Below are 23,114 nucleotides of genomic sequence, written 5' to 3' on the forward strand. Positions count from 1 at the left end.
GGCGAACGCTACCCGGGGCGGCGCGGAGCGGGCACCTGGTTTACGGGACCGCCCTCAGTAGGTGCGCAGGCCCATGCTCCGTGCGATGCCATTGCGCTGGATCTGGCTGGTGCCACCGGAGATCGTGGCCACGATCGACTCCCGGTAGCGGAAGCTCATCACGCTCTCGGTGGAGAAGCCGTGCCCGGCGCAGACCTGCATGCCCAGCCGGGCGGCGGCGACATACGTCTCCGAGCCCTTCAGCTTCGCCATCGAGCCCTCGCGGGTGCACGGCTTGCCCTGGGCCAGGAGCCAGGCTGCCCGGTACGCGAGCAGCCGGGCCGAGTCGATCTCGGTCTGCAGGTCGGCGATGGCGTGCGCGATCGCCTGGAAGGTACCGACCGGGCGGCCGAACGCCTGCCGGGTGCGCGCGAACTCGAGCATCTCGTCCAGCGTCGCCTGCGCCGCGCCGAGGTAGCCGCCGGTGATGATGACCTTCTCCAGCTCGATGTTGGACAGCATCACCTTCCAGCCTTCTCCGGCCGGTCCGACCAGGTTCTCCTTGGGCACCACGACGTCACCGAAGAAGACCTCGTTGGTCCCCAGGATGTGCCGGGCGAGGGTGGGGGTCCGGCGGACCTCCACCCCCGGGCTCTCCGGGTCGATCAGCAGCAGGCTGATCCCGCTGTGCTTGGGTTCCCGCGGCCCGGTGCGCACGTACGTCGCGATCGTGGTGTCCGGCAGCCCGGCGCCCGTGCACCAGGCCTTCTGGCCACGGACCACGAAGTGGTCCCCGCGGTCCTCGGCCGTGGTGCGTAGCGCAGCCGCGTCCGACCCGCTGTCGGGCTCGCTCAGGCCGACCGCAAGCCGGTGCCGGCCGGTCATCACCTGGTCGCGGATGAAGTCCCGTTGCGGTTCGGTTCCCCAGCGGAACACGGTGATCCCCGGGATGAGCACGCCGATGTAGCACATGGCCACGTCGAAGCTGGCGCGGCCGAGTTCCTCCGCGAGCACGATCAGCTCCACCGGGCCGCCGCCGTCCCCGCCCTCTTCGGCGGGGAAGGGCAGGGAGAACCAGCCCAGGTCGGCCATGCCGGAGAACAGCTCCGGGGGCACGGCGGACTCCTCGTCCCACTTCTTGGCCTGTTCCGCCGGACAGACCTTCGCGACGAACTGACGCGCGGTCTCGCGCAACATCCGTTGCTCGTCGGTCAGCTCGAAGTCCACGGCAGACCCCCATCGCTCAGGGATGAACAATCATCTATCTCATTGCACTATATAGGTGTCAGCGCAGCAGGTCGAGGACCGTGGTCATCGACCGGTTCCCGAGCAGGTACTCGTGGGCCTGCTCCAGGTGCGACCGCCACACCAGGGTGGCCTCGGCCGCCTCGCCGGCGGTGACCAGCTCGACCAGCCGGACGTGTGCGCGGAAGCCGCTGAGGTTGGCCCGGACGTTCTCTTCGGTGCCCGCGTCGAGGTCGACGTGCGACCAGTTCGCCCGGTCGATGATGTGCCGCACCATGCCGTTGAGCAGGGCCAGCGTCTGGTTGCCCGAGAGCTCCACGACCAGGGCGTGGAACCGCATGTGCGCGCGGATGAACGCGGGCGGGTCGTCGATCAGCGACTCCGCCTCGGCGAGCGCGGTGTGCAGCCGGTCGAGATCGGCGGCGGTGCGCCGCCCCGCGAGGAGCCCGGCGCACGGCGCTTCGATCACGGTCCGGGCGGCATAGACGTCCTGCAGCGTCGCCGACCGGTGTTCGAGGATGAACCCGGCGTAGCGCGCGGCGACGGAACCGTCCGGGACGTGCACGCGCGCCCCGCCCCGAGCCCCGCGGCGGATGCTGATCAGCGACTCCGATTCCAGCACCCGGAACGCCTCCCGCAGTGTCGGCCGCGACACCGCGAACTCCGCCATCAGCTCGGCCTCGGCCGGCAGCGCGTCGCCTTCGGTCAGCTCGCCGCGGACGATCCGGCGGCGCAGCTCGAGCGCGACCAGTTCGGCCATCTTGGGTATCCGCACGTGGTCCGCCTTCCTAGAAATACTGGCGGCTGACGGTCTCGGCCACGCAGGCGGGCCGCTCGACGCCCTCGATCTCCACGGTCACGCGAAAGAACAGCTGGGCCGACGTGGCGTCCAGCGGCTGCGCGTCGACCAGTTCGGTGGTGCCGCGCAGCCGCGAGCCGACCGGCACCGGCGTGACGAAGCGGACCTTGTCCAGGCCGTAGTTGACCGCCATCCGGGCGCCTTCGACCCGGTAGACGGCGACCATGAACATCGGCAGCAGCGACAGGGTCAGGTAGCCGTGCGCGATCGTCGTGCCGAACGGCCCCGCCGCGGCACGCTCGGCGTCGACGTGGATCCACTGGTGGTCGCCGGTCGCCCCGGCGAACGCGTCGATCCGGTCCTGGTCGATCGTGACCCACTCGCTGCTGCCCAGGACGCTGCCTTTGGCGGCGAAGATCCCCTCGAGACCGGCTAAGACCTGCATGGCACTCCCTTACGCGGGCACGAAATACGGCAAGGTGATCTCGGCGGTCAGTGGCCGGAAGTCGACCCGCACCCGCAGGCCGATGACGACGTCGTCCACCGGGCAGCCGACCACGTGGGACAGCAACGGCACGCCGTCGTCGAGGTCGACGATCGCCAGCGCGAACGGCACGTCGAAGCCGGGTCCGGGCGCGCGGTGGACGACCGTCACGGCGTACACCGTGCCGGTTCCCGTGCTCGGCACGTAAGTCCAGTTCCGGGAGAGGCAGCCCGGGCACGCGGGCTCGGGCGCGAAGAACGTGAGCCCGCAGTCCCCGCACTTCGGGAGGACGAGCCTGCCGTCGGCGGCCGCGTCCCAGAAGGGGCGGCTCAGTGTCGTCGGCTGGGGCACCGGACGGCTCATCAGATCCTCCCCAGAACGGACATCTCGTAGTGCTGGGCACCGGAGCCGGCGTTGCCGACGACGGCGACCTCGGCGCCGGTGACCTGGTGCACGGCGGTTCCGCGCAGCTGCCGCACGGCCTCCACGACCTTGAGCGTCATCTGCTGCGTCCCGTTCCAGGCATACGACAGGCAGCCGCCGTCCGGGTTCACCGGATACTTGCCGTCCACGGCGATCGCGCCCGTTTCCACCAGCGGGCCACCCTCCCCCTCCTCGCACACGCCCAGCGCTTCCAGCTGCCGGATGACCTCGAAGGAGTTCGGGTCGTACAGGGAAAAGACGTCCACCTCGGCAGGCCCGACCCCGGCGGTGCCGAACGCGCGGGCCGCGGCGTCCCGGCCGATCATGCCGACTTCGCGGTACAGCGCGGGATTCGCGTACGCGGCCTGGTGGAACTCCATCCCGCCGCCCAGGATCGCGACGGGCGACCGCGGCAGGTCGCGCGCGCGCTCGGCGGTGGTCACCACGAACGCGCCGCCACCCTCGCCGACGATGCAGCAGTCCAGGAGATGGAACGGCGTCGCGACCATCCGCGAGGCCAGGACATCGTCGGCGGTGTACGGACCCCGCCCGTACATCATCGCCTCCGGGTTCGTCGAACCGTTGTTCCGGATCGTGGCCGCGACCTCGGCGAGCTGCCGTGGCGTCGTCCCGAACTGGTGCATGTGCCGGGCCGCCACCAGCGCGAACTGGGCCACGACGTAACTGCCCCAGACGTCGGCGAACTCGACGGGGACGCCCGCACCGACCGGTCCGGTGCCCCGGGAGACCAGCCGGCAGCCGCCGACGACGACCGTGTCGGCCAGCCCCGCCGACACCGCGGCGGCGGCCTTGAGCAGCCCGCGAGAGCCCGCGTTGTCCAGCATGGCGTCGCTGGTCCAGCGCAGGTTGCCGAGCAGCCGCGCCCACGAGCTGCCCTCCCCCGGCACGCCACCCGGCCCGGGCCAGTCGACCTGTGCACCGTCTACATCGGACGGGCGAAGGCCGGCGTCGGCGATCGCGCCGGTGACGGCTTCGAGCGCCAGGTCCATCGCGTCCCGGTGCGGCAGCGACAGCGCCTGCTCGGTGGCGTGGACGCCGACGACGACCGGCTGCCGGACCGTCTTCACCGGCCGGCTCCGAGCGTCTCGCCGCCGGGGTAGCCGCCACCACCGAACCGGGCGTCGAGCGCGGCGTAGTCCTTGGCGAACGCGGCGGTCCGCGGCAGCGCGTCCACGAACTCGACGGTCTTGGGCTTCTTGTACGACGCGATGCGCTCCCGGCAGTGCTCGATGATGTCCGCGGCAGATGCCTGATCGGGGCCGTGCAGCACGACGACGGCCTTGACGTCCTGCGCCCAGCGCTCGTTCGGCACTCCGATCACGGCCGCCTCCTTGACCGCCGGATGCCCCTCGATGCAGTTCTCGACCTCGGCCGGGAAGATGTTCTCGGCGGCCGACTTGAGCATGCGGGTGGTGGTGCCGAGGAAGCTGATCGTGCCGTCCGGTTCCCGGCGGCCGAGGTCGGTCGTGTGCCACCAGCCGTCGCGGAAGCGGTGCTCGTTGACCTCGGGCCGGTTCCAGTAGCCCAGGTGCACCAGGTCCCCGCGCACGCAGATCTCCCCGGCCACGCCGGGCGCGCATTCGGTGCCGTCCTCGGCGACGATCCGCACGGCGACGAACGGGCCTGGGCGGCCGGCGTTGCCCAGGCCGGATCCGCCGAATCCGCCGGTGGTCGCGAACCCGGTGACCTCGGTCTGGCCGTAACCGCGGCCCTCGCCGCCGCCGTTGGCGGTGAACCGGCTCGTGTCGACCGTCACGGTGCCCTGCCACAGCTGGGGCGCCACGCTGGCCCGGAAGGCGGACAGGTCGTGCCCGGCCGTGGCGTTGAGCTTCACCAGCTCCACGATCGTCGGCGGCATCAGGTACCCGTGCGTGCACTTTTCCCCGGCCAGCAGCGGCAGCACCTCCTCGGCGACCACCCGCCGGACGATCACGTTCTTGCCGCCCTGGAGGAACGCCGGCACGCCCCAGAACTGGTAGTTGCCGATGTGGAACATCGGGCCGGCGCTCAGGAACGCCGTGGTGTGGTCGATGTCGCCCAGCCACGCGCCGGTGGCGCCCATCGCCAGGAGGTTGCGGTGCGACAGCATCGACCCGCACTGCGTGCCGGACATCGCCGCCGTGTAGATGACCAGCAACGCCGCGTCGGGGTCGACGTCGAGCGCGGGATCCTCCAGCGCGCCTTCGGCGAGGAAGGATTCGTACCCGTCCTCACCGGCCGGGCTGTCATGCCGCAGCCAGCGCACGCCGGCCGGTTCGCCCAGCTCCGCCCGCGCCTTGGCCACCGTTTCGCCGATCTCCTCGTGCTGCCAGACGACGACCTTCGGATCGAAGTCCCGCACCGCGAAGGCCATCTCCGGCGCCGCCCACCGCCAGTAGCCGGGGCAGACCATCGCGCCGAGCTTGGCCGCCGCGCCGAGCAGCTCCCAGATCCGCACGGAGTTCTGCCCCAGCCACAGCACCCGGTCGCCGGCGCCGACCCCGTCCGCGGCCAAGGCGCTGGCCAGCCGGTTGGTGCGCTCGTCGAACTCGGTCCAGGTGAGACGGACGTCGCCGTCCACGAACGCGACCGCGTCCGCGAACGATCTGCGGTGCTCGCGGACGACGTCGGCGATGCTGAGGCGGCGGGCAGGGTGCACCGTGATCACTCCTTGGACCTGACACTCCGGAAAAGGCTAACCTATTTAGCTGAACTAGTGATACCGGCGACGGCTGGTGACCGCTCGGCGCCGCTCGGTCATGGCCGCGGTTCCTTCGGCAGGCCCAGCAGCTGTTCGCCGATGATGTTCCGCTGGATCTCGCTGGAACCGCCGTAGATCGTCTCGGCCAGGGACAGCAGGAACGTGCGCTGGCGGACGTCGAGGTCGTAGTGCTCGCCGACGAGCTGCCCGGCCGGGCCGGCGACCTCGGCGGCGAGGTGTCCCATCCGCTGGTGCGACGTCGAGGCGAAGAGCTTGGCGATCCCAGCCTGCGGTCCGGGCGCGCGCCCGGCCAGGACCTCACCCAGCGTGCGGAGGTTGGTGGTGCGCATGAGGCGGACCGACATCCAGGCTTCGACGATCCGGTCCCGCGTCGACGCCGGCACGGCGTCACCCGCGTCCCGGGCGGCCTGCACCAGGTTCTCGACTTCGCGCTCGAACGACAGCTGCTGCGGCAGGAGGGTGACGCCGCGCTCGATGCCCAGCGTGCCCATCGCGGTCCGCCAGCCCTGGCCGACCTCGCCGACGACCAGGTCGGCGGCGGTGCGCGCGTCGTCGAAATAGACCTCGGCGAACTCGTCCTGCCCCGCCAGGTTCCGGATCACCCGCACGTCCACGCCCGGCTGGTGGCGCGGCACCAGCAGCATGCTCAGCCCCCGGTGCCGCTCGCTGTCCGGGTCGGTGCGCACCAGCACGTACAGCCAGTCCGCGGTGTGAGCCATCGTCGTCCACACCTTCTGGCCGTTGAGCACCCAGTGGTCGCCGTCCAGCTCCGCCCGGCAGCGCAGCGACGCGAGGTCGGAGCCCGCTCCCGGCTCACTGAAGCCCTGCCCCCACAGCTCCTCGACGCGCAGGATGGGCGGCAGGAACCGCTGCTTCTGCGCCGGCGTGCCCATGGCCAGCAGCATCGGCCCGAACAGGTCGAGGCCGCTGGTCGTGGCCCGATAAGGCGCGCCGGAGCGGGCGTATTCGTAGTTGAAGACGACCTCCTCCAGCAGGGTGAGGCCGCGGCCGCCGTACTCGACCGGCCAGCTCAGCCCGAGCCAGCCGCCCGCGGCCAGCTCGCGGTCCCACGCCACCCGGACGTCCCACGCCTCCGAGTCGGCCGGTCCGCCGATCCCGCGGTGCGCGGCGAACTCGCCGACCAGGTGCCCGGCCAGCCAGTCGCGGACCTCCGCCCGGAAGTCCGCGACACTCGGCCCGAAGTCCAGGTCCACCGAAAGCTCCTCTCGACGCGCGGTCACAGGCCCAGCCACCGGCCGAGCCGCGCGCGGTGCTCGGCCGGCGTGCCCAGCAGCAGCTCGGACGCCTTGGCGCGCTTGAAGTACAGCTGCACGGAGTGCTCCCAGGTGAAGCCGATGCCGCCGTGCACCTGGATGGCCCCGGCGGCCACCCGGGTGAACGCTTCCGAGCAGTACGCCTTCGCCACGGACGCGGCGATGGGCAGGTCTTCGGCGTCGGCCACCAGGGCGCGCAGACCGTCCTGCACCGCGGACCGGGCACACTCGACGTCGGTCAGCATGTCGGCCAGGCGGTGCTTGACGGCCTGGAACGAGCCGATCGCCCGGCCGTACTGTTCGCGGATCTTCGCGTAGTCCACCGCCAGCTCCAGCGCGCGGGAAGCGCCGCCCAGCTGTTCGGCGGCGAGCAGGACGGCAGCGGTCGACAGCGTGCGCTCGATCGCGGGCCAGGCACTCCCGGCGTCGCCGATCAGCCGGGCCGGGGCCCCGGAAAAGTCCAGGCGGGCCTGCTTACGTGTCTGGTCGATGGTGCGCTCCGCGGTCCGCCGCAGACCGGGGGCCGAACCGTCGACGGCGAACAGACCCGTCCCCGCGTCCGTCCGGGCCACGACGAGCAGGAGATCCGCGGTGTGGCCGTCGAGGACATGGGTCTTGACCCCGCTCAGCTGCCAGTGGCCCGCGACCCGCTCGGCCCGGACGGTGATCCCGCCTTCGTCACGGCGCCCACCCGGCTCGGTGAGGGCGAGTGCCGCGATGGTCTCGCCCGCCGCGATCCCCGGCAGCAGGTCCTTGGCCGCCGACTCGTCCCCGGCGCGCAGGAGCACTTCGGCGGCGAGCGCGACGGTGCCGAAGTACGGCGCACACAGCAGCGCGCGGCCCGTCTCCTCGAACACGAGCCCGAGTTCGGCGTAGCCGAAGCCCGATCCGCCGTATTCTTCGGGGATCGCGAGCCCTGGCAACCCGAGTTCGCCGCCGAGCTGTCGCCACACCCGCGTGTCGTAACCCTCGTCGGTCGCCATCAGGCGGCGCACGTCGGGCTCGGCGCTGTGTCTGTCCAGAAAGGTCCGCAGCACCTGGCGCAGCTGGAGCTGTTCGTCGCTCAGGACGCCGACCGAAGCCGTTTCCGTCATCCGGCACACCTTCCCGCAATCAGTTATATAATTATAGTCTTACCGGAGTGGCTTGAGTCAATGTCCCGGCGTCGCACGAGGAGTCCCGATGAGTGATCGCTACGACGAGTTCCCGTCCCTCACCTTCGACCGCCCCGCCCCCGGCGTGCTGCGGCTCGTGCTGGACGCGCCCAACCTCAACGCGGTGTCCCCCCGGATGCACACCGAACTCGCCGACGTCTGGCCGGTGATCGACCGCGACCCGGAGACCCGCGCGGTGCTCGTGCAGGGCGCGGGCAAGGCGTTCTCGGCCGGCGGCACCTTCGACTCGATCGAGGAGATGAGCCGCGACTACGTGGTGCGCGCCCGGGTGATGCGGGAGGCGCGGGACATGGTGTACGGGGTGCTGAACTGCTCGAAACCGGTCATCTCGGCCATCCACGGACCCGCGGTCGGGGCCGGGCTGGCGGTCGGCATGATGGCCGACATCTCCATCGTGGGCCGCCGGGCGAAGATCGTGGACGGCCACACCCGCCTCGGCGTCGCCGCCGGCGACCACGCGGCGCTCTGCTGGCCGCTGCTGTGCGGGATGGCCAAGGCGAAGTACTACCTGCTCACCTGCGAGGTGCTCACCGGCGAGGAAGCCGAGCGGATCGGCCTGGTGTCCCGGTGCGTCGACGACGAAGGGGTGCACGCCGAGGCACTGCGGGTGGCCACCTCACTCGCCTCGGGCTCGGCCAGTGCGCTCGGCTGGACCAAGCGCTCGCTCAACCACTGGTACCGCACCGCTTCGCCGATCTTCGAATCGTCGCTGGGCCTGGAGTTCTTCGGCTTCGGCGGCCCCGACGTGCAGGAGGGGCTGGCGTCGCACCGGGAGAAGCGCAGCCCCGACTTCACCGCGGGCGCCGACCTCCCGCTGTAGCGAGGCGCCGGGTGCGGGTGTCCTGAATGACTCATTCAGGACCTCGCAGGTCCTGAATGACTCATTCACGACCTTCGGGAGCCGCGCTTACACCCCGCGGAAGTCGGCGGGGCGGCGCTCGCGGAAGGCTCGCAGCCCCTCAGCCCGGTCCTCGGCGGTGAACATGACGGATACGGTCTCCCGTTCGGCGGCGATCCCGGCGGCGAGGTCGCCGTCGATGCGGTCCACCAGGGCCTTGCCCGCCGCCAGGGCCAGCGGGGCGCCCGCCGCGAGGCGACCGGCCAGCGCCGTCGCCACGCGCAGCCCCTCGCCCGGCTCCACCAGCTCGTTCACCAAGCCCACCGCGTAGGCGCGCTCGGCGTCGATCGGCTCGCCGGTGAGGATCATCTGCTTGGCAATCCCCGGCGGCACCAGCCGGGGCAGCCGCTGGGTCCCGCCCGCTCCGGGCAGCACGCCGAGCTTCATCTCCGGCAGGCCGAGCTTGGCGCCGCGCTCGGCGACCCGGAGGTCGCAGGCGAGGGCGAGTTCGAGACCACCGCCGAGGGCGAACCCGTGGATCGCGGCCACCGACGGCTTGGCGAACGCCTGCAGCCGGCCGAACACCTCGGTCAGCCGTCCCACGAAGGCGCGGAACTCGTAGGCGGTCCGCAGCGCCTCGATCTCGTCGAGGTCGGCTCCCGCGGAGAAGCCGCGGCCCGCCCCGGTGAACACCAGCGCCCGCACCGACGGGTCGGCCCGCAGTTCGTCCAATGTGGACTCGATGCGGTCCGCCGTCGCGGTTCCGATGGCGTTGAGCCGCTCCGGGCGGTCGAGGGTGAGCACGGCGACGCGGTCCGCCACGTCGACGCGCAGCAGGTCTGCCACGACTGGATTCCCTTCGGTCACAACATGGTGAGACCGCCGCTGACCGAGATCGACTGCCCGGTCAGGTAGGCGGCCGCGTCGGAAGCCAGGAAGCCCACCACGCCGGCGATGTCGGTCGGCTGGGCGACCCGGCGCAGCGGGATCGCGCGGACGGTCGCCTCGTACATCCGCCGGCTGTACTCGGCCACCTGCCCGAGCAACGCGGTGTCGGTCGGGCCGGGGCAGACGCTGTTGACCGTGATGCCGTGCCGGGCGACCTCTCGGGCCAGTGCCTTGCCGAACGCGATGATCCCGCCCTTGGTCGCGGAGTAGACCACCTCACCGGAGGAGCCGACCCGGCCGGCGTCGGAGGCGATGTGGATGATCCGCCCGCGCTCGCGCCCGATCATCCCGTCCAGCACGGCCCTGGTCACCGTGATGGTGCCCCGCAGGTTCACCCCGATGATCCGGTCCCAGTCCCGTTCGGTGCTGTCGACAAATCGACCGAGGACGTCGATGGCGGCGTTGTTCACCAGCACGTCCACCGGGCCGAGCCCGGCCTCCACTTCGGTGACCGCGGCCCGGACCGCCTCGCCGTCGGCGATGTCCGCGACGACCGCCGCCGTCTTCACACCGTGTTCGTCGGCGATGGCCGCGGCAGTGTCGTTCGCCGCGGCCCGGTCGACGTCGCACACCGCGATCCGGTGGCCGCGCGCGGCCAGTTCGGCGGCGATGGCCGCGCCGATGCCGCGCCCGGCTCCGGTGACGAGCGCGACCTTGTCGGGTGTGTCCACGAAATCCTCCGTCAGGTCAGGTCCGCGGCGAGGTCGGCGATGGTGCGCATCATCGACCGGCCGCGTTCGGACAGGTCGTAGCCGGCGAGCGGGTATCCGTTGCACAGCAACGCGAACGACACTCCACTGACCGGATCCAGGAAGCCGAGCTGGTAGGCGGCGCCGCTGTTGCCGAACAGTGCCGGGGACCCGGTGGACGGCAGACCACCGCCGGCCACGGTCACGAAGAGCCCCATGCTGACCGGAGTGCCGCCGCCATAGGCCTCTTCTCCGGCCGGTCGCCGCGTGAACCGGATCCGGGACCCTTCGGTGACAGCGTCGGCAGGCCAGCGTCCGGAGTGGACCAGCGCCTGGAAGAACAGCGCCACGTCCGCCGCCGTGCCGACGAGCGCATGGCTCGGTTCTCCGGCGGCGAGCACGCGAGGGTCGGACAGGTACCACGGGCCCCAGGGGTCGGGCTCCTGGTCGTCGCCAGTGCGGTCGGTGGCGAGCATCGGCAGGACAGTGTCCGCCGAAACCCCCAGGTCGAGGGAGGACAGGCCGAGCGGGCCGGTGAGTTCGGCGCGCAGGTACTCGGCGAAGGTCAGGCCGGTGCGCCGGTGCACGATCTCGCCGATCAGCCAGGCCGCCGACGTCAGGTGAAACTGAAACTTGGTGCCGGGCGGGTAGTCCAGGCGCCAGCGGGCGAACGCGGCCAGCCGCTGCTCGCGGTCGAGCATCTTCGGGTAGCCGAGCGGGGCGAACGGGAACCCGGCGGTGTGGGTCAGCACGTGCTCGACGGTCACGGCGTCCTTGCCGTTCGCGCCGAACCCGGGAACGATCTCGGCGACGCGCTCGCCGAGGTCGAGCAGTCCCCTGCCGATCAGGTGCCACACCACGCCCGCGACGATCGACCGGCCGACGGACTGCAGCACGTACCGGTCCCGGCCGGTGGCGTCGCCGAAGGTCTCGAACGCCGCCAGCCTGCCCTGCCGGGCCACGGCCACCTGCATCGAGGGCAGCGGCATCTCGGCCACCGCATGCCGGACGTGCCGCAGCAGAACGTCGAGCCGGCCGGGGTCGACGCCGACGGCGGCCGGACCGGCCACCTCGTGCTGTGCCACTTCGGTCATCCGCCCTCCTCGACTCGGCCCGCTCCACAAGCTAGCATAAAGAATAAGATTAGTTAACTGATTGGAGCGGCTGTGGGCATCCTCGACGGCAAGGTGGCCATCGTGACCGGCGGCGGCCGGGGGCTCGGCAGGGCACACTGCCTCGCCCTCGCCGAGGCGGGCGCGACGGTCGTGGTCAACGATCTCGGGTCGGGCCTCCACGGCGAACAGACCGGCGAGTCCCCGGCCGACGACGTCGCGACGGAGATCGTCAAGCTGGGCGGGACGGCGACCACGAACCACGCGTCGGTGACCGACTGGGCCGCGACCGAGGCGATGGTCGCCGACACGGTCGCCGAGTTCGGCCGGCTCGACATCGTGGTGAACAACGCCGGGATCGTCCGCGACCGCATGCTCTTTTCCATGTCCGAAGAGGAGTTCGACGCGGTGATCGCGGTCCACCTCAAGGGCACCTTCGCGCTCACCCGGCACGCCTGCGCGTACTGGCGGGCCGCGGCCAAGCGCGGCGAACGGGTCGCCGGCCGGGTGATCAACACGACGTCGGGCACCGGCCTGTTCGGCAACGCGGGACAGGCGAACTATGGCGCCGCGAAGGCCGGTATCGCCGGCCTGACCGTTATCACCGCCCTGGAGATGCGCCGCTACGGCGTGACGGCGAACGCGATCTCGCCGATCGCGGCCACCCGGATGACCGCCGACCTGGCGGTGGCCGGCACGGGCAGCGACGCCGCCGGGTTCGATCCGCGCGATCCCGCCAACGCGTCCGGTGCGGTCGTCTACCTCGCCTCGGACGCGGCCGGCTGGCTGACCGGCCAGGTGCTGCGCATCGACGGCGCCACGGTCAACCGCCTGCAGGGCTGGACGGTGATCGGCAGCCACCCGAGCAGCACCGGGAAGGCGGTCACCGCCGACGAACTCACCGAGGCCCTCCCCCAGCTCTACGGCACCGCCCCGACCGGCCGGCCCGCGCAGCTCTGAGTCCGTGAATGGCACATTGAGAGACTTGAAGTCTCTCAATGTGCCATTCACGGACTACTCGCTCGTGTCGCGGGGCGCGTCCTGCTCGGCGAGCCAGCGTTGGTGACGGTCGAAGTGCGCCGGGTCCCGCCGCACCCAGATGCCCGACGCCTTGGCCAGCAGCGCCCGGCCGGGCAGCAGCACCATCTCGCCCTGGATGTACCAGCGGGAGCCCGCCCGGCGTTCCACCCAGGCACGTACCTCGATCGGCCGCTCGACGGGCACCGGCTTGACGAAGCTGACGCTCAGCTCGGCAGTGACCGTGAGGACACCTTGCAGCAGGGCGATGTGCCCGAGGCACTCGTCGAGCACCGCGGCGGTCCAGCCGCCGTGGGCGACGTCGGGGCCGCCTTCCTGGTCACGCGGGCAGCGGACGTCGAACAGGGCGGTGTCGGGGCCGTCCAGCCGTTCGTGCTCGACACCCAGCCGGCACACGCCGGTCAGGCGGCAGGCTCCGCACAGCGCCACCCCGCCTTCGGTCCGCGGCGGCTCCTGGAAGTCGGAGCCGACCCAGTGCCGCTCCGGGCGGTTCAGCGTCCGCTCCAGACCGGCTGCCGCTTCTCGGCGAACGCGCGGGCACCCTCGACGGCGTCGGCCGAGGCGAACACCGGATCGGTCACCACGCGCTGGCGTTCCCACTGCTCGGTGGCCGGCCACTCGCCCGCCTCCGCCACGATCTGCTTGGTCGCGCACACGGCCAGGGGGCCGTTCGCCGCGATCCGCGCGGCCAGTTCGCGCGCCGCGGCCAGCGCGCCGCCCGGCTCGGTCAGCCGGTTCACCATGCCCCACCGCGACGCCTCCTCGGCCCCGAACTGGTCGCCGGTGAGCGCGTACTCCAGGGCGATCCCCCGCGGGATCCGCTGGGGCAGGCGCAGGAGCCCGCCGCCCCCGGCGACAAGCCCGCGTTTCGTCTCCGGCAGCCCGAACCGGGCGTCGCGCGCGGCTACGATCAGATCGCAGGCCAGGGCGATCTCGCAGCCGCCGGCGAGCGCGTACCCCTCGACGGCGGCGATGATCGGCTTGACCGGCGGGCAGGCGGCGAGCCCCAGCAGCCCGCGGCCCGGGATGTCCGGGGTGTCGCCGGTGAGGAACGCCTTCAGATCCATTCCGGAACTGAAGTTCCCGCCGGCGCCCGTGAGCACGGCGGTGACGAGGGAATGGTCCTCGTCGAGCCGGTCCAGTGCGTCCGCGACACCGCGCGCGAGCGCGCCGTTCGCCGCGTTGCGCACCGCCGGCCGGTTCATCGTGATGATCAGGGTCGCGCCGTCGCGTTCCAGGAGGACTTCGTCAGCCATGTCGTGCCTTCTTCCCCGGCTCAGCCGAGCAGTTCCAGGATGGTGGCGTTGGCCTGACCGCCACCCTCGCACATCGTCTGGAGTCCGTAGCGGATCCCGTGGTCCCGTATGTGGTGCACCAGCGTCGTCATCAGCCGCGCGCCGGATCCGCCCAGCGGGTGCCCCAGCGCGATCGCCCCGCCGTTCGGGTTGAGCGCCTTGACGTCCGCGCCGAGGTCGCCCAGCCAGGCGAGCGGCACCGGCGCGAACGCCTCGTTCACCTCGAACGCGCCGATCTCCTCGATCGCCAGGCCGCTCCGCGCGAGCGCCTTCCGGGTCGCCTCGATCGGCGCCGTCAGCATGATCACCGGGTCCCCTGCGGCCAGCACGGCCGTGTGCACCCGGGCGAGCGGCCGCAGTCCCAGCTCCGCCGCCTTGGCACTCGTCGTGATCAGGAGGGCGGCCGATCCGTCGGAGATCTGCGAGGAATTCCCCGCGGTGATCGTCCCGTTCTCGTCGAACGCCGTCCGCAGCCCGGCCAGGGACTCGAGGGTCCCGCCGCGGCGGATGCCCTCGTCCAAGGCCACGACCGTGCCGTCTTCGAGGGTGACCGGCTCGATCTGCGCGTCGAACCTTCCCTCGTCCTGGGCCGCCGCGGCCTTCTCGTGACTGCCGAGGGAGAACTCGTCCAGCCGGGTCCGGCTGAGCCCCCACTGCCGCGCGATCATCTCCGCGCCGATCCCCTGGTTCGGGTACGCGCCGTCGTACCGGGCGAGGTAGCGCGGGCCGTACGGGTCCTGCCCCATCGCCGAGGAGCCCATGGGCACGCGGGACATCGACTCGACGCCACCGGCGACGACCACGTCGTACTGCCCGGAGACGACCCCCGCGGCGGCGAAGTGCACGGCCTGCTGCGACGAACCGCACTGGCGATCGACGGTCACGCCGGGCACCGACTCGGGCCAGCCCGCCGCCAGGACCGACGTGCGCGCGATGTCCGCGGTCTGCTCGCCCGCCTGCCCGACGCAGCCCCACACCACGTCGTCGACCAGGGCCGGATCGAGCCCGCTGCGCTCGGCGAGCGCGGTCAGCACGTGCGCCGAGAGGTCCACCGGGTGCACTCCGGACAACCCGCCGCCCCGCTTGCCGACCGGCGTCCGCACCGCTTCGACGATCACCGCGTCACGCATGCCTGCTCCTTGCTCGTCACTTTGCTGCTTCGATCCGCGCGGGCCGCCAGGTCGCGGCGAGCAGCGCCGCGGCACCGAGCACGCCACCGCCGGCGGCGACCGCCAGCCCGGCCCCGCCCGACAACGCGCCGTCCCAGCCGAGGGCGTGGTCCAGCGAGAACCCGCCCGGCCCGGTGAGCGCGAGCGCCGCGCAGATCACCGCGATCATCAGGACGTACTCGTAGCCGTCCTTGAACACGAAGAACCCGTTGGCCCGGTGGGCGGTGACCCCGGCGACCGCCATCGTGCCGACCACGAACGCCGCGGCGAGCGGCGTCAGGAAGCCGGCGGCGAGCGCCGCGCCCGCGGCCAGCTCGCCGGCCCCGCTGAGCACCGCGTGCAGCCGGGCCGGGCGCATGCCGAGCGAGGCGAACCAGCGGGCGGTGCCGGCGACCCCGCCGCCGCCCCAGAGGTGGTTGTACCCGTGCGCGGCCATCGTCGCCCCGACCACCAGCCGGACGAGCAACGCCGCGGTGTCCGCCGCGGTCATCGCGGGCTCATCCGGATCGCGCCGTCGAGCCGGATCACTTCGCCGTTGAGCATCGGGTTGGCCACGACGTGGGCGACCAGGGCGGCGAACTCGGCCGGATCGCCGAGCCGGGACGGGTGCGGCACCTGCTTGCCCAGCGCAGCGCGCAACTCCTCGGGCGCGGCCGCCATCGGCGGGGTGTCGAACAGCCCCGGCGCGATGGTGACCACCCGGATCTGCTGCCCGGCCAGGTCTCGCGCGATCGGCAGGGTCATGCCCGCGACGCCGGCCTTCGACGCGGAGTAGGCCGCCTGGCCGATCTGCCCGTCGAAGGCCGCCACCGACGCGGTGTTGACCACCACGCCGCGCTCCTCGCCCGAGAGTTCCTGTTTCGCCATGCGTTCGGCGGCCAGCCGGATCACGTTGAAGGTGCCGATCAGGTTGATCTCGACGATCTTCGTGAACTCCGGCAGCGGGAACACCCCGGTGCGGCCGAGGATCCGGACGGCGTTGCCGGTGCCCGCGCAGTTGACCGCCACGCGCAGCGCACCGAGCGAGTCCGCGACGTCGAGGGCGGCCGCGACCTGCTCGGGATCCCGGACGTCGGCGGGGGCGAACCGGACGCCGTCGCCGAGCCCGGTGGCCACCTGCTCGCCGTCCGAGCCGGGCAGGTCGAGGATCACCACGCGGGCGCCCGCGCCGAGGAGGGCCTGGGTGGTCGCCAGGCCGAGCCCGGACGCTCCGCCGGTCACCACGGCGACCCCGTCACGGATATCCATTGCCGTCACCTTTCGTCTGCGGAGCTAGCGGGACAGGATCGTCACCGCGGACGCGCCGGGCGCGCCGTAGAGGTGGGTGTAGCCGACCCGCGGGTCGCCGCCGACCTGGCGGGCGCCGGCGCGGCCCTGCAGCTGGAGCACGATTTCGTAGATCTGGCGGAGGCCGGAGGCACCGATCGGCTCGCCGTGGGCGATGAGGCCGCCGTCGGTGTTCACCGGCAGCCTGCCGCCGATCTCGGTGGCCCCCTCGGCGAGCCAGCGTTCCTGCTCGCCGTCGGCGCAGAACCCGTTCTCCGCCAGGTGGATCAGTTCGGAACCGGCGTCGGTGTCCTGCAGCTGGGCGACCCGCACGTCGTCCGGGCCGATGCCCGCGACCTCGTAGGCGGCCCGGGACGCGTCGACCGTGGGGCTCGGCGTACTGGTCAGCGGCAGCGACGGGCTCTGCAGCTCGAAGGCGCCGAACCGCCGGGACCGCAGCTCGGCGGCACGCACGTACACCGGCGACGACGTGAACTCCCGGGCGAGGTCACCCCGGCACAGCACGACGGCCGCGGCGCCTTCGTCCGGCCCGCAGTACATGTACCGCGTCAGGGGGTGGTTCACCACCGGAGCGTCGAGGATTTCGCGCTCGGACAGCGGCTTCTGGCGCCAGGCGTGCGGGGTGATCGAGCCGTTGCGCAGGTTCTTGGCGGCGATCTTGGCCAGGCTTTCGACCGACACACCGTGGTCGTGCAGGTACTTGCCGATCTTCGTGCCGAAGAAGTGGGTGGTGAGGAACAGGCCGGTCCGGCCGTACCAGGCGGGCAGCCCGGCCACCGCGGGGTCGGCGGCGAACGCGCCGCGCGGGTGCTTGTCCATCCCGATCGCCATCGCGACGTCGGCCTCGCCGTGCCGGATGGCCGCCGCGGCCGCCTGCAGTGACGTCCCCCCAGTGGCGCAGCCGTTGAAGACGCCGCGCACCGGGATGCCGGTGAGCCCCAGCAGGCCGACGATCGCGTCGGGGTTCGACACCTCGTAGCTGCCGACGTACGCCGCCTGGACCCGGGGCCACTCGGTGCCGGCGTCGGCCAGCGCCGCCCGTGCGGCCTCGGCGCCCATCTGCAGCGCTTGCTTGTCGCCGTGCCTGCCGAACGGATGCAGGCCGACACCGATGATCGCCACGTCCGGCGTGCTCATGACGCCACCGGCTCGAATGCGTAGGTGAGCACTTCGGTGCCGTCCTCCCGGGTGGTGTACGGGACTATCCGCAGCTCCATCGGCTGCCCGATCCGCAGCTTCGCCGGATCGGACTCGGTGAACCGCGCCTGCACCAGCAGCTCGCCGGGCAGCTCGACGTACCCCAGCGCGTACGGCTGGAACGTTTCGTCGGTGTCATTGCCGTCGTACGGCGGCGAAGGCGGCCGGAACTGCTGGGTCGTGAACGCCCAGAGCGTGCCACGCCGGCCGAGCAGGTACTGCTCCTCGCCGGGGCGGGCGGGGAACGACAGGACACCGTCGTCCCCGCGGGATGCGATCAGCCTGGGTTCGGCGGAGGGCCACGTGAACAGGCCGTCCGCGACGGCCACCTGCGTCGTCATGCCGCCGATGCTAGCAGTCGTTCATTCATCTATCCATATCTATTAGTTAGATAATTTAGCCGATGCTCTTGTGAGAGTCTCTCAGCCCGACATAGCATCGCAGCCATGACACTGCGGGAGCGGAACCGGCTGCGGACCGCGGCCGACGTCGAGGCGGCCGCGCTCGAACTGTTCGAACGGCACGGTTACGACCACACCACCGTGGAGCAGATCGCCGTCCGGGCCGGGATCTCCAGCGCGACGTTCTTCCGGTACTTCCGGGCCAAGGAGGACGTGCTCTTCAGCGGGGAGGACGCGTCGGCGGGCGCACTGGTCGCCCTGGTGGCCCAGCGGCGCGACCGCCGGCGCACGGTGGCCGCGCTCGCGGAACCGGTGTGCCGGTTCGCCCACGGCTCGGTCGCCGGTCCGGCCACCAGCGGCCAGCGGCTGACCCACCTCGTCATGACCACGCCGGCGCTGGAGTCCCGCAGCCTCCGGCTCCGGCTGCGCTGGGAACGCGAGGTCGCGGCCCAGCTGGCGCGCGAAGCCGGCACCGGCCGGCCGGACCTGGGCCAGACGCTGGCCGCGGCGATCGCGGTGTCCTGCCTCACCAGCGCGCTTCGGGCCGGCCACCACAGCGGCGGCTCGATCGCCCACCTGACCCGGCGGGCGTTCGCCCACTGCGCCGACCTCACCCGCTGAACCCGCTGAACCTGCTGACCGAGAAGACAAGGAGACCGACGATGGCCGACAAGCTGCCCTACCAGATGATCGACTTCGACACCCATTCCTACGAGACCGAGGACTGCTTCACGCGGTTCATGCCGGAGGCCAAGAAGGACTCCGCGATCCAGACGGTGCGGCTGGCGTCCGGCAAGAAGGTCCTGCTCGCCAACCACAAGATCGTCAACGCGCTCGAGAACGACCTCGACAAGGCGTACGTGCCGGGTTCACTGGCCGAGATGCTGCGGCAGCGGTCGCAGGGCGAGCAGTCCGATTCCGAGCGCTTCTTCGAGGACATCAAGGACGAGTACCTCCGGCACGACGCCCGGCTGGCCAAGATGGACGAGCAGCAGATCGAACGCGGGCTCATGTACCCGGGCGGCTGGGCGCTGATGGCCGAGGCGTACCTGGACGGGATCGACCCGCTCTACGACAACCTCCATTCGTTCAACCGCTGGATCGACGAGGACTGGGGCTTCAACTACAAGGACCGGATCTACGCGCCGGCGATGCTGTCGCTGCGCGACCTCGACCGGGCCGTGGCCGAGCTGGACACGGTGCTCGCCGCCGGCGCCCGGTTCGTCCTGCTGCCCGCCGGGCCGGCCTACGGCCGCTCCCCCGGCGACCCGTACTTCGACCCGATCTGGTCGCGGATCAACGAGGCCAAGGCGCGCGTGGCCTTCCACATCTCCGAGTTCCACTACCAGTCCAATGTGGCGTCGCAGTGGGGCTGGGGGCTCGTGCCGCCGTTCCAGTTCTCGGCCTGGCAGTGGCAGAACACCTACGGCGAGCGGCCGATCACCGACACGCTGTCGGCGCTGATCTTCGACAACCTCTTCGGCCGGTTCCCGGACATCCAGCTCGTGGTGAGCGAGTTCGGGGCCGAGTGGGTGCCACACTTCCTGAAGCACATGGACAAGAGCCGCGGCATGGGCCGCAACGGCATCTGGCTCGGCGGCCAGCTGCCGGAGCGCCCGAGCCGGATCTTCCACAAGCACGTCAAGGTGGTGCCCTACCCCGAGGACGACATCGTGGGTCTCGTCGACCGGCTGGGTACCGCGGATTCGCTCGTGATGGGCTCGGACTGGCCGCACGCCGAAGGACTGGCCGAGCCGGCCGACTTCTACGACCGGCTGAGCGGACTCGGCGACGAGAACCGCAAGAAGTTCCTGCGGGACAACGCGCTTTCGGTGCTGGTGGACTGAGCCCCACGGCCACCTTGCCCCCATCCCCGGCAAGGTGGCCGTGCCGCTCGGGTTACATGCCCAGTGACCGGCCGATCAGGTCCTTCATGATCTCCGTGGTCCCGCCGTACAGCCGTTGCACCCGGGCGTCCCGCCACAACCGGGCGATCTCGTACTCGTTGACGTAGCCGTATCCGCCGTGCAGCTGGAGGCAGCGGTCGAGGATCTCCCACTGTGTCTCGGTGGTCCACCACTTCGCGCCGGCGGCCTCCTCCGCGGTCAGCTCACCCGCGTTCGCCGCCAGGATGCACTGGTCGAGGTAGGTGCCCATGACGTCGATCTTGGTCCGCATCTCGGCGAGCGCGTGCCGGTTGACCTGGAACTTCCCGATCGGCTGGCCGAACGCCTCCCGGTCGCCGGCGTACGCGAGGGTGATCTCGTAGGCCCGCCGCGCGCTCGCGACGGCGTGCACGGCGATGCCGAGCCGCTCCTTCGGCAGGTTCTGCATCAGGTGGTAGAACCCGCGGTTCTCCTCGCCGACGAGGTTTTCGACCGGCACCCGGACGTCGGTGAAGATCAGCTCGGCGGTGTCGGCCGAGCGCTGCCCGATCTTGTCCAGCTTGCGGCCACGGGAGAAACCGGGGGTCCCGGACTCCACCGCGATCAGGCTGATGCCGCGGTGCCCGGCCGCGGGGTCGGTCTTGCACGCGACCATGACGAGGTCGGCGAGGAGCCCGTTCGAGATGAACGTCTTCGTCCCGTTGATCACGTAGTGGTCGCCGTCGCGGCGGGCGGTCGTGCGCAGGCCGCGCACGTCGGACCCGGCGCCCGGCTCCGACATCGCGATGGCGGTGATGATCTCCCCCGAGCAGAACCCCGGCAGCCACCGCCGCCGCTGCTCCGGCGTCGTCAAGTTGATCAGGTAGGGCGCCATGATGTCGTTCTGCAGGCCGAGCCCGATGCCCACCGCGCCGCTCGCCCAGTACTCCTCGGTGAGGATCGCGTTGAACCGGAAGTCGCCGACCCCGGAGCCGCCGTACTCCTCGGGCACCTCCCAGCCGAGCAGGCCCTGCTCGCCGGCCTTCAGCCAGGCCTCGCGGCTGACCTTGCCGTCGGCCTCCCACTCGTCGACGAACGGCACGCACTCCTTCTCGAAGTACGTCCTGGCGGAGCGGCGGAACAGCTCGTGTTCCTCGCTGAATATGGTCCGGCGCATCTGGGCCGACTCCTCGTCCCGGCCTGGTCAGCCGTTGCCGTCGGGTCATTCAGTTAGCTAATTAAACTATAACGACCACTGTCAAGGTCGACGGCGGCCGGCGCACGCCTGCTCTAGGCTGTGACGAGAGTTCGACAAGGGAGGGGCGGCGTGGATCAGTCGTCGGAACGCGATCGGATCATCGACGCCGCGTACCGCGCCCTGGCGGCCACGGGCGGCACCAGCCTGTCGGTGAACGAGGTGCTGCGGTCCGCCGGGCTGTCCACCCGCGCGTTCTACCGCCTCTTCGACTCGAAGGACGAACTGCTGCTCGCCCTGTTCCGGCAGGACTCCGACCGGGTGGCCGCCCGCCTGCGCCGCGCCGCGGCCGCCGAGCCTCCCGCCGCCGCCCTCCTGTCCTTCGTGCAGGCCATGCTGCGGATCACCGCCGATCCGCGCCGGCGCCAGCGCGTCCTGGTCATGTCCTCCGAGGAGATCGCGCGCGCGAAGGGGTACCTCACCGAGCGTCAGCGCTACCACGCGCTCGTGCAGGGCGAACTGGTCCACATCCTCGAACGCGGCCGAGCCGACGGCACGTTTCCGCTGGCCCAGCCGACCTCGGACGCCGGCTGGATCCGCGCCGCGATCCAGCATGCCTTCGACGAGCAGATCGCCGGGACCGCCCCGGCCACCCCGAACGAGACGGCCGAGTTGCTGACCGGCTTCGCGCTGCGCGCCCTCGGCGCGCAGGCACCCGCCATCTCCTGAAGCCACAGATCGACAGCCCCCGGGTGTTGACAGCCTGGCGTTCAAGGACTCTACTGAAAACGTCATTTTCACCCGTCGGGAGCCACTGCCGGGTGCCGTGGACCCTGGGAAGAAGGATTTCCGATGGAGAAGATCTGGGCGAACTCCGGTGACTCGCACTTCCTCGAGCCCGAAGAACTCTGGCGAGAGAATCTGCCGGCGCGGCTGGCCGAGCTCGTCCCGCGCGCCGAGAAGGACCCGGACGGCGAGTGGGAGACCGTGCACATCGACGGCATGTCCTTCCGCCGCAAGCTGCCGACCGGCCGCAACAAGGAGTTCCTCGAGGCGACGCACCGGGCGCCGGGCGCCCGTGACCTCGCCAAGCGCATGGTCGACCTGGACAACGAGGGCGTCTGGGCGGAACTGGTCTTCCCGTCGCTGGGCATGTGGAGCTCGTCGTTCCGCACGCCCGAGGTCCTGCGGGAGGCGCTCCGGGTCAGCAACGACTGGGCCTGGGACGCGATCGAGGACTTCTCGCCGCGGCTGGTCACCACCGCTCAGGTGTCCACCCTGGACATCGGCGACGCGGTGGCGGAGCTGGAGCGCGTCGCCGAAATGGGCTACCGCGCGGTCTACCTCCCGGTCGCGCCGCACCCGCTGCAGAAGGACTACAACCAGGACGCGTGGGAGCCGTTCTGGACGGCTGCCGAGCGGGCGAACATGGTGCTCGCGTTCCACATCGGCACCGACCCCATCGACCTGTCCAAGGGCGGCGCGTCCGGAGTGGTCTACCGGGGCCCGGGCGGCGCGGTGCTGAACTACACCGAGACGACCTTCGGCGGTCAGCGCGCCGTGATGAAGCTGGTCGCCTCCGGCGCGCTCGATCGCCACCCGGACCTGCGGGTCCTGGTGTCCGAGGGCGGCGCCACCTGGGTGCCGTTCGTCGCCGACCGGATGGAGGAGGGGTACCGCCAGCACGCGATGGCGGTGCGGCCCAAGCTCAAGCGGTCGCCGAAGGAGATCATCTACTCGCAGGTGTACGCCTCGTTCCAGCACGACGAGTCCGCCATCGCCGCGTGCACCGCGATGGGGTACCGGAACGTCATGTGGGGCAGCGACTACCCGCACATGGAAGGCACCTACGGGCACACGCAGGACACGCTGCACCACCTGTTCGACGGCGTGGACCCGAAGGTCCGGCACCGCATCACCGTCGGCGCCTTCACCGAGCTGTTCCCCGACGTGCCGCCGCTGCCGGCCGCGGCCTGACC

At 71.4% G+C, this 23,114-nt stretch carries 25 protein-coding genes; 6 read left to right on the forward strand and 19 right to left on the reverse strand.

All coding sequences use genetic code 11. The features are described from left to right. Positions 1-54: 54 nt before the first annotated feature. From A3CE_RS0106675 to A3CE_RS0106710, 8 genes are all read right to left on the reverse strand, one after another. Complete coding sequence (locus A3CE_RS0106675) at positions 55-1,206, reverse strand: acyl-CoA dehydrogenase family protein (protein ID WP_020639296.1); 1,152 nt, start codon at positions 1,204-1,206, stop codon at positions 55-57. Between the two features lie 58 nt (positions 1,207-1,264). Continuing rightward, on the reverse strand, positions 1,265-1,999 hold the full coding sequence (locus tag A3CE_RS0106680) for a FadR/GntR family transcriptional regulator (RefSeq protein ID WP_026468226.1): 735 nt from the start codon (positions 1,997-1,999) through the stop codon (positions 1,265-1,267). Positions 2,000-2,012: 13 nt separating this feature from the next. Further along, positions 2,013-2,468 carry a MaoC family dehydratase gene (locus tag A3CE_RS0106685; RefSeq protein ID WP_020639298.1) on the reverse strand — a complete coding sequence of 152 codons (456 nt, stop codon included), beginning with the start codon at positions 2,466-2,468 and terminating at the stop codon, positions 2,013-2,015. 9 nt (positions 2,469-2,477) lie between these two features. Next, positions 2,478-2,870: a Zn-ribbon domain-containing OB-fold protein gene (locus A3CE_RS0106690; RefSeq protein WP_020639299.1), complete on the reverse strand. Its 393-nt coding sequence runs from the start codon at positions 2,868-2,870 to the stop codon at positions 2,478-2,480. Continuing rightward, positions 2,870-4,018 carry a thiolase family protein gene (locus tag A3CE_RS0106695; RefSeq protein WP_020639300.1) on the reverse strand — a complete coding sequence of 383 codons (1,149 nt, stop codon included), beginning with the start codon at positions 4,016-4,018 and terminating at the stop codon, positions 2,870-2,872. Before A3CE_RS0106695 ends, A3CE_RS0106690 begins: the two co-directional genes overlap by 1 nt. Beyond that, on the reverse strand, positions 4,015-5,589 hold the full coding sequence (locus tag A3CE_RS0106700) for an AMP-binding protein (protein WP_245589443.1): 1,575 nt from the start codon (positions 5,587-5,589) through the stop codon (positions 4,015-4,017). The genes A3CE_RS0106695 and A3CE_RS0106700 overlap by 4 nt, the downstream gene beginning before the upstream one ends. A 98-nt stretch (positions 5,590-5,687) precedes the next feature. Further along, the gene (locus A3CE_RS0106705; protein ID WP_020639302.1) at positions 5,688-6,866 is read right to left on the reverse strand and encodes an acyl-CoA dehydrogenase family protein; all 1,179 of its coding nucleotides are present in this window, start codon (positions 6,864-6,866) and stop codon (positions 5,688-5,690) included. A 23-nt stretch (positions 6,867-6,889) separates the two neighbouring features. Next, entirely contained in the window at positions 6,890-8,020 is a 1,131-nt protein-coding gene (locus A3CE_RS0106710) for an acyl-CoA dehydrogenase family protein (protein WP_020639303.1), read from the reverse strand. Positions 8,021-8,108: 88 nt separating this feature from the next. On the opposite strand from A3CE_RS0106710, the gene A3CE_RS0106715 reads away from it, so the two are divergent. After that, positions 8,109-8,921, forward strand: a complete 813-nt coding sequence (locus A3CE_RS0106715) for an enoyl-CoA hydratase/isomerase family protein (RefSeq protein ID WP_020639304.1) — start codon at positions 8,109-8,111, stop codon at positions 8,919-8,921. An 87-nt stretch (positions 8,922-9,008) separates the two neighbouring features. Here the strand turns inward: A3CE_RS0106715 and A3CE_RS0106720 are convergent, their stop codons facing one another. From A3CE_RS0106720 to A3CE_RS0106730, 3 genes are read right to left on the reverse strand one after another with little or no spacing between them, the layout of a single operon-like run. Further along, entirely contained in the window at positions 9,009-9,785 is a 777-nt protein-coding gene (locus tag A3CE_RS0106720; protein ID WP_020639305.1) for an enoyl-CoA hydratase/isomerase family protein, read from the reverse strand. 17 nt (positions 9,786-9,802) lie between these two features. Then, a complete protein-coding gene (locus A3CE_RS0106725) occupies positions 9,803-10,558 on the reverse strand; it encodes an SDR family oxidoreductase (RefSeq protein ID WP_020639306.1) in 756 nt (251 codons plus the stop codon). Between the two features lie 11 nt (positions 10,559-10,569). Further along, positions 10,570-11,670, reverse strand: coding sequence for a serine hydrolase domain-containing protein (locus A3CE_RS0106730; protein ID WP_020639307.1), 1,101 nt, complete (start codon positions 11,668-11,670; stop codon positions 10,570-10,572). A gap of 72 nt (positions 11,671-11,742) precedes the next feature. On the opposite strand from A3CE_RS0106730, the gene A3CE_RS0106735 reads away from it, so the two are divergent. Next, entirely contained in the window at positions 11,743-12,648 is a 906-nt protein-coding gene (locus tag A3CE_RS0106735) for an SDR family NAD(P)-dependent oxidoreductase (RefSeq protein WP_020639308.1), read from the forward strand. Between the two features lie 54 nt (positions 12,649-12,702). On the opposite strand, the gene A3CE_RS0106740 is transcribed toward A3CE_RS0106735, so the two are convergent. The 7 genes from A3CE_RS0106740 to A3CE_RS0106770 all read right to left on the reverse strand — a co-directional run bounded on the left by A3CE_RS0106740 (position 12,703) and on the right by A3CE_RS0106770 (position 18,015). Next, positions 12,703-13,155 (reverse strand): PaaI family thioesterase, encoded by a 453-nt coding sequence (locus A3CE_RS0106740; protein WP_020639309.1) that lies wholly within the window; start codon positions 13,153-13,155, stop codon positions 12,703-12,705. 62 nt (positions 13,156-13,217) lie between these two features. Beyond that, on the reverse strand, positions 13,218-13,982 hold the full coding sequence (locus tag A3CE_RS0106745; RefSeq protein ID WP_020639310.1) for a crotonase/enoyl-CoA hydratase family protein: 765 nt from the start codon (positions 13,980-13,982) through the stop codon (positions 13,218-13,220). Positions 13,983-14,002: 20 nt separating this feature from the next. Continuing rightward, complete coding sequence (locus A3CE_RS0106750) at positions 14,003-15,151, reverse strand: thiolase family protein (RefSeq protein WP_020639311.1); 1,149 nt, start codon at positions 15,149-15,151, stop codon at positions 14,003-14,005. 16 nt (positions 15,152-15,167) lie between these two features. Next, positions 15,168-15,680, reverse strand: coding sequence for a DoxX family protein (locus A3CE_RS0106755; protein ID WP_020639312.1), 513 nt, complete (start codon positions 15,678-15,680; stop codon positions 15,168-15,170). Next, a complete protein-coding gene (locus tag A3CE_RS0106760; RefSeq protein ID WP_020639313.1) occupies positions 15,677-16,438 on the reverse strand; it encodes a 3-hydroxyacyl-CoA dehydrogenase in 762 nt (253 codons plus the stop codon). The genes A3CE_RS0106755 and A3CE_RS0106760 overlap by 4 nt, the downstream gene beginning before the upstream one ends. Positions 16,439-16,462: 24 nt before the next feature. Next, on the reverse strand, positions 16,463-17,614 hold the full coding sequence (locus A3CE_RS0106765) for a thiolase family protein (protein WP_020639314.1): 1,152 nt from the start codon (positions 17,612-17,614) through the stop codon (positions 16,463-16,465). Continuing rightward, the gene (locus A3CE_RS0106770; protein WP_020639315.1) at positions 17,611-18,015 is read right to left on the reverse strand and encodes a Zn-ribbon domain-containing OB-fold protein; all 405 of its coding nucleotides are present in this window, start codon (positions 18,013-18,015) and stop codon (positions 17,611-17,613) included. The genes A3CE_RS0106765 and A3CE_RS0106770 overlap by 4 nt, the downstream gene beginning before the upstream one ends. A 105-nt stretch (positions 18,016-18,120) precedes the next feature. Between A3CE_RS0106770 and A3CE_RS0106775 the strand changes: the two genes are divergently transcribed. Continuing rightward, positions 18,121-18,696 carry a TetR family transcriptional regulator gene (locus A3CE_RS0106775; protein WP_020639316.1) on the forward strand — a complete coding sequence of 192 codons (576 nt, stop codon included), beginning with the start codon at positions 18,121-18,123 and terminating at the stop codon, positions 18,694-18,696. Positions 18,697-18,737: 41 nt separating this feature from the next. Next, positions 18,738-19,922, forward strand: a complete 1,185-nt coding sequence (locus tag A3CE_RS0106780; RefSeq protein WP_020639317.1) for an amidohydrolase family protein — start codon at positions 18,738-18,740, stop codon at positions 19,920-19,922. A gap of 52 nt (positions 19,923-19,974) precedes the next feature. Here the strand turns inward: A3CE_RS0106780 and A3CE_RS0106785 are convergent, their stop codons facing one another. After that, positions 19,975-21,117 (reverse strand): acyl-CoA dehydrogenase family protein, encoded by a 1,143-nt coding sequence (locus tag A3CE_RS0106785; protein ID WP_020639318.1) that lies wholly within the window; start codon positions 21,115-21,117, stop codon positions 19,975-19,977. Between the two features lie 150 nt (positions 21,118-21,267). On the opposite strand from A3CE_RS0106785, the gene A3CE_RS0106790 reads away from it, so the two are divergent. Together A3CE_RS0106790 and A3CE_RS0106795 are read left to right on the forward strand one after the other, a co-directional pair. Then, the gene (locus tag A3CE_RS0106790) at positions 21,268-21,864 is read left to right on the forward strand and encodes a TetR/AcrR family transcriptional regulator (protein ID WP_020639319.1); all 597 of its coding nucleotides are present in this window, start codon (positions 21,268-21,270) and stop codon (positions 21,862-21,864) included. 123 nt (positions 21,865-21,987) lie between these two features. Beyond that, positions 21,988-23,112: an amidohydrolase family protein gene (locus tag A3CE_RS0106795; RefSeq protein ID WP_020639320.1), complete on the forward strand. Its 1,125-nt coding sequence runs from the start codon at positions 21,988-21,990 to the stop codon at positions 23,110-23,112. Positions 23,113-23,114 lie beyond the last annotated feature (2 nt).

Source organism: Amycolatopsis balhimycina FH 1894 (assembly GCF_000384295.1).
GTDB classification, from domain to species: Bacteria; Actinomycetota; Actinomycetes; order Mycobacteriales; family Pseudonocardiaceae; genus Amycolatopsis; species Amycolatopsis balhimycina.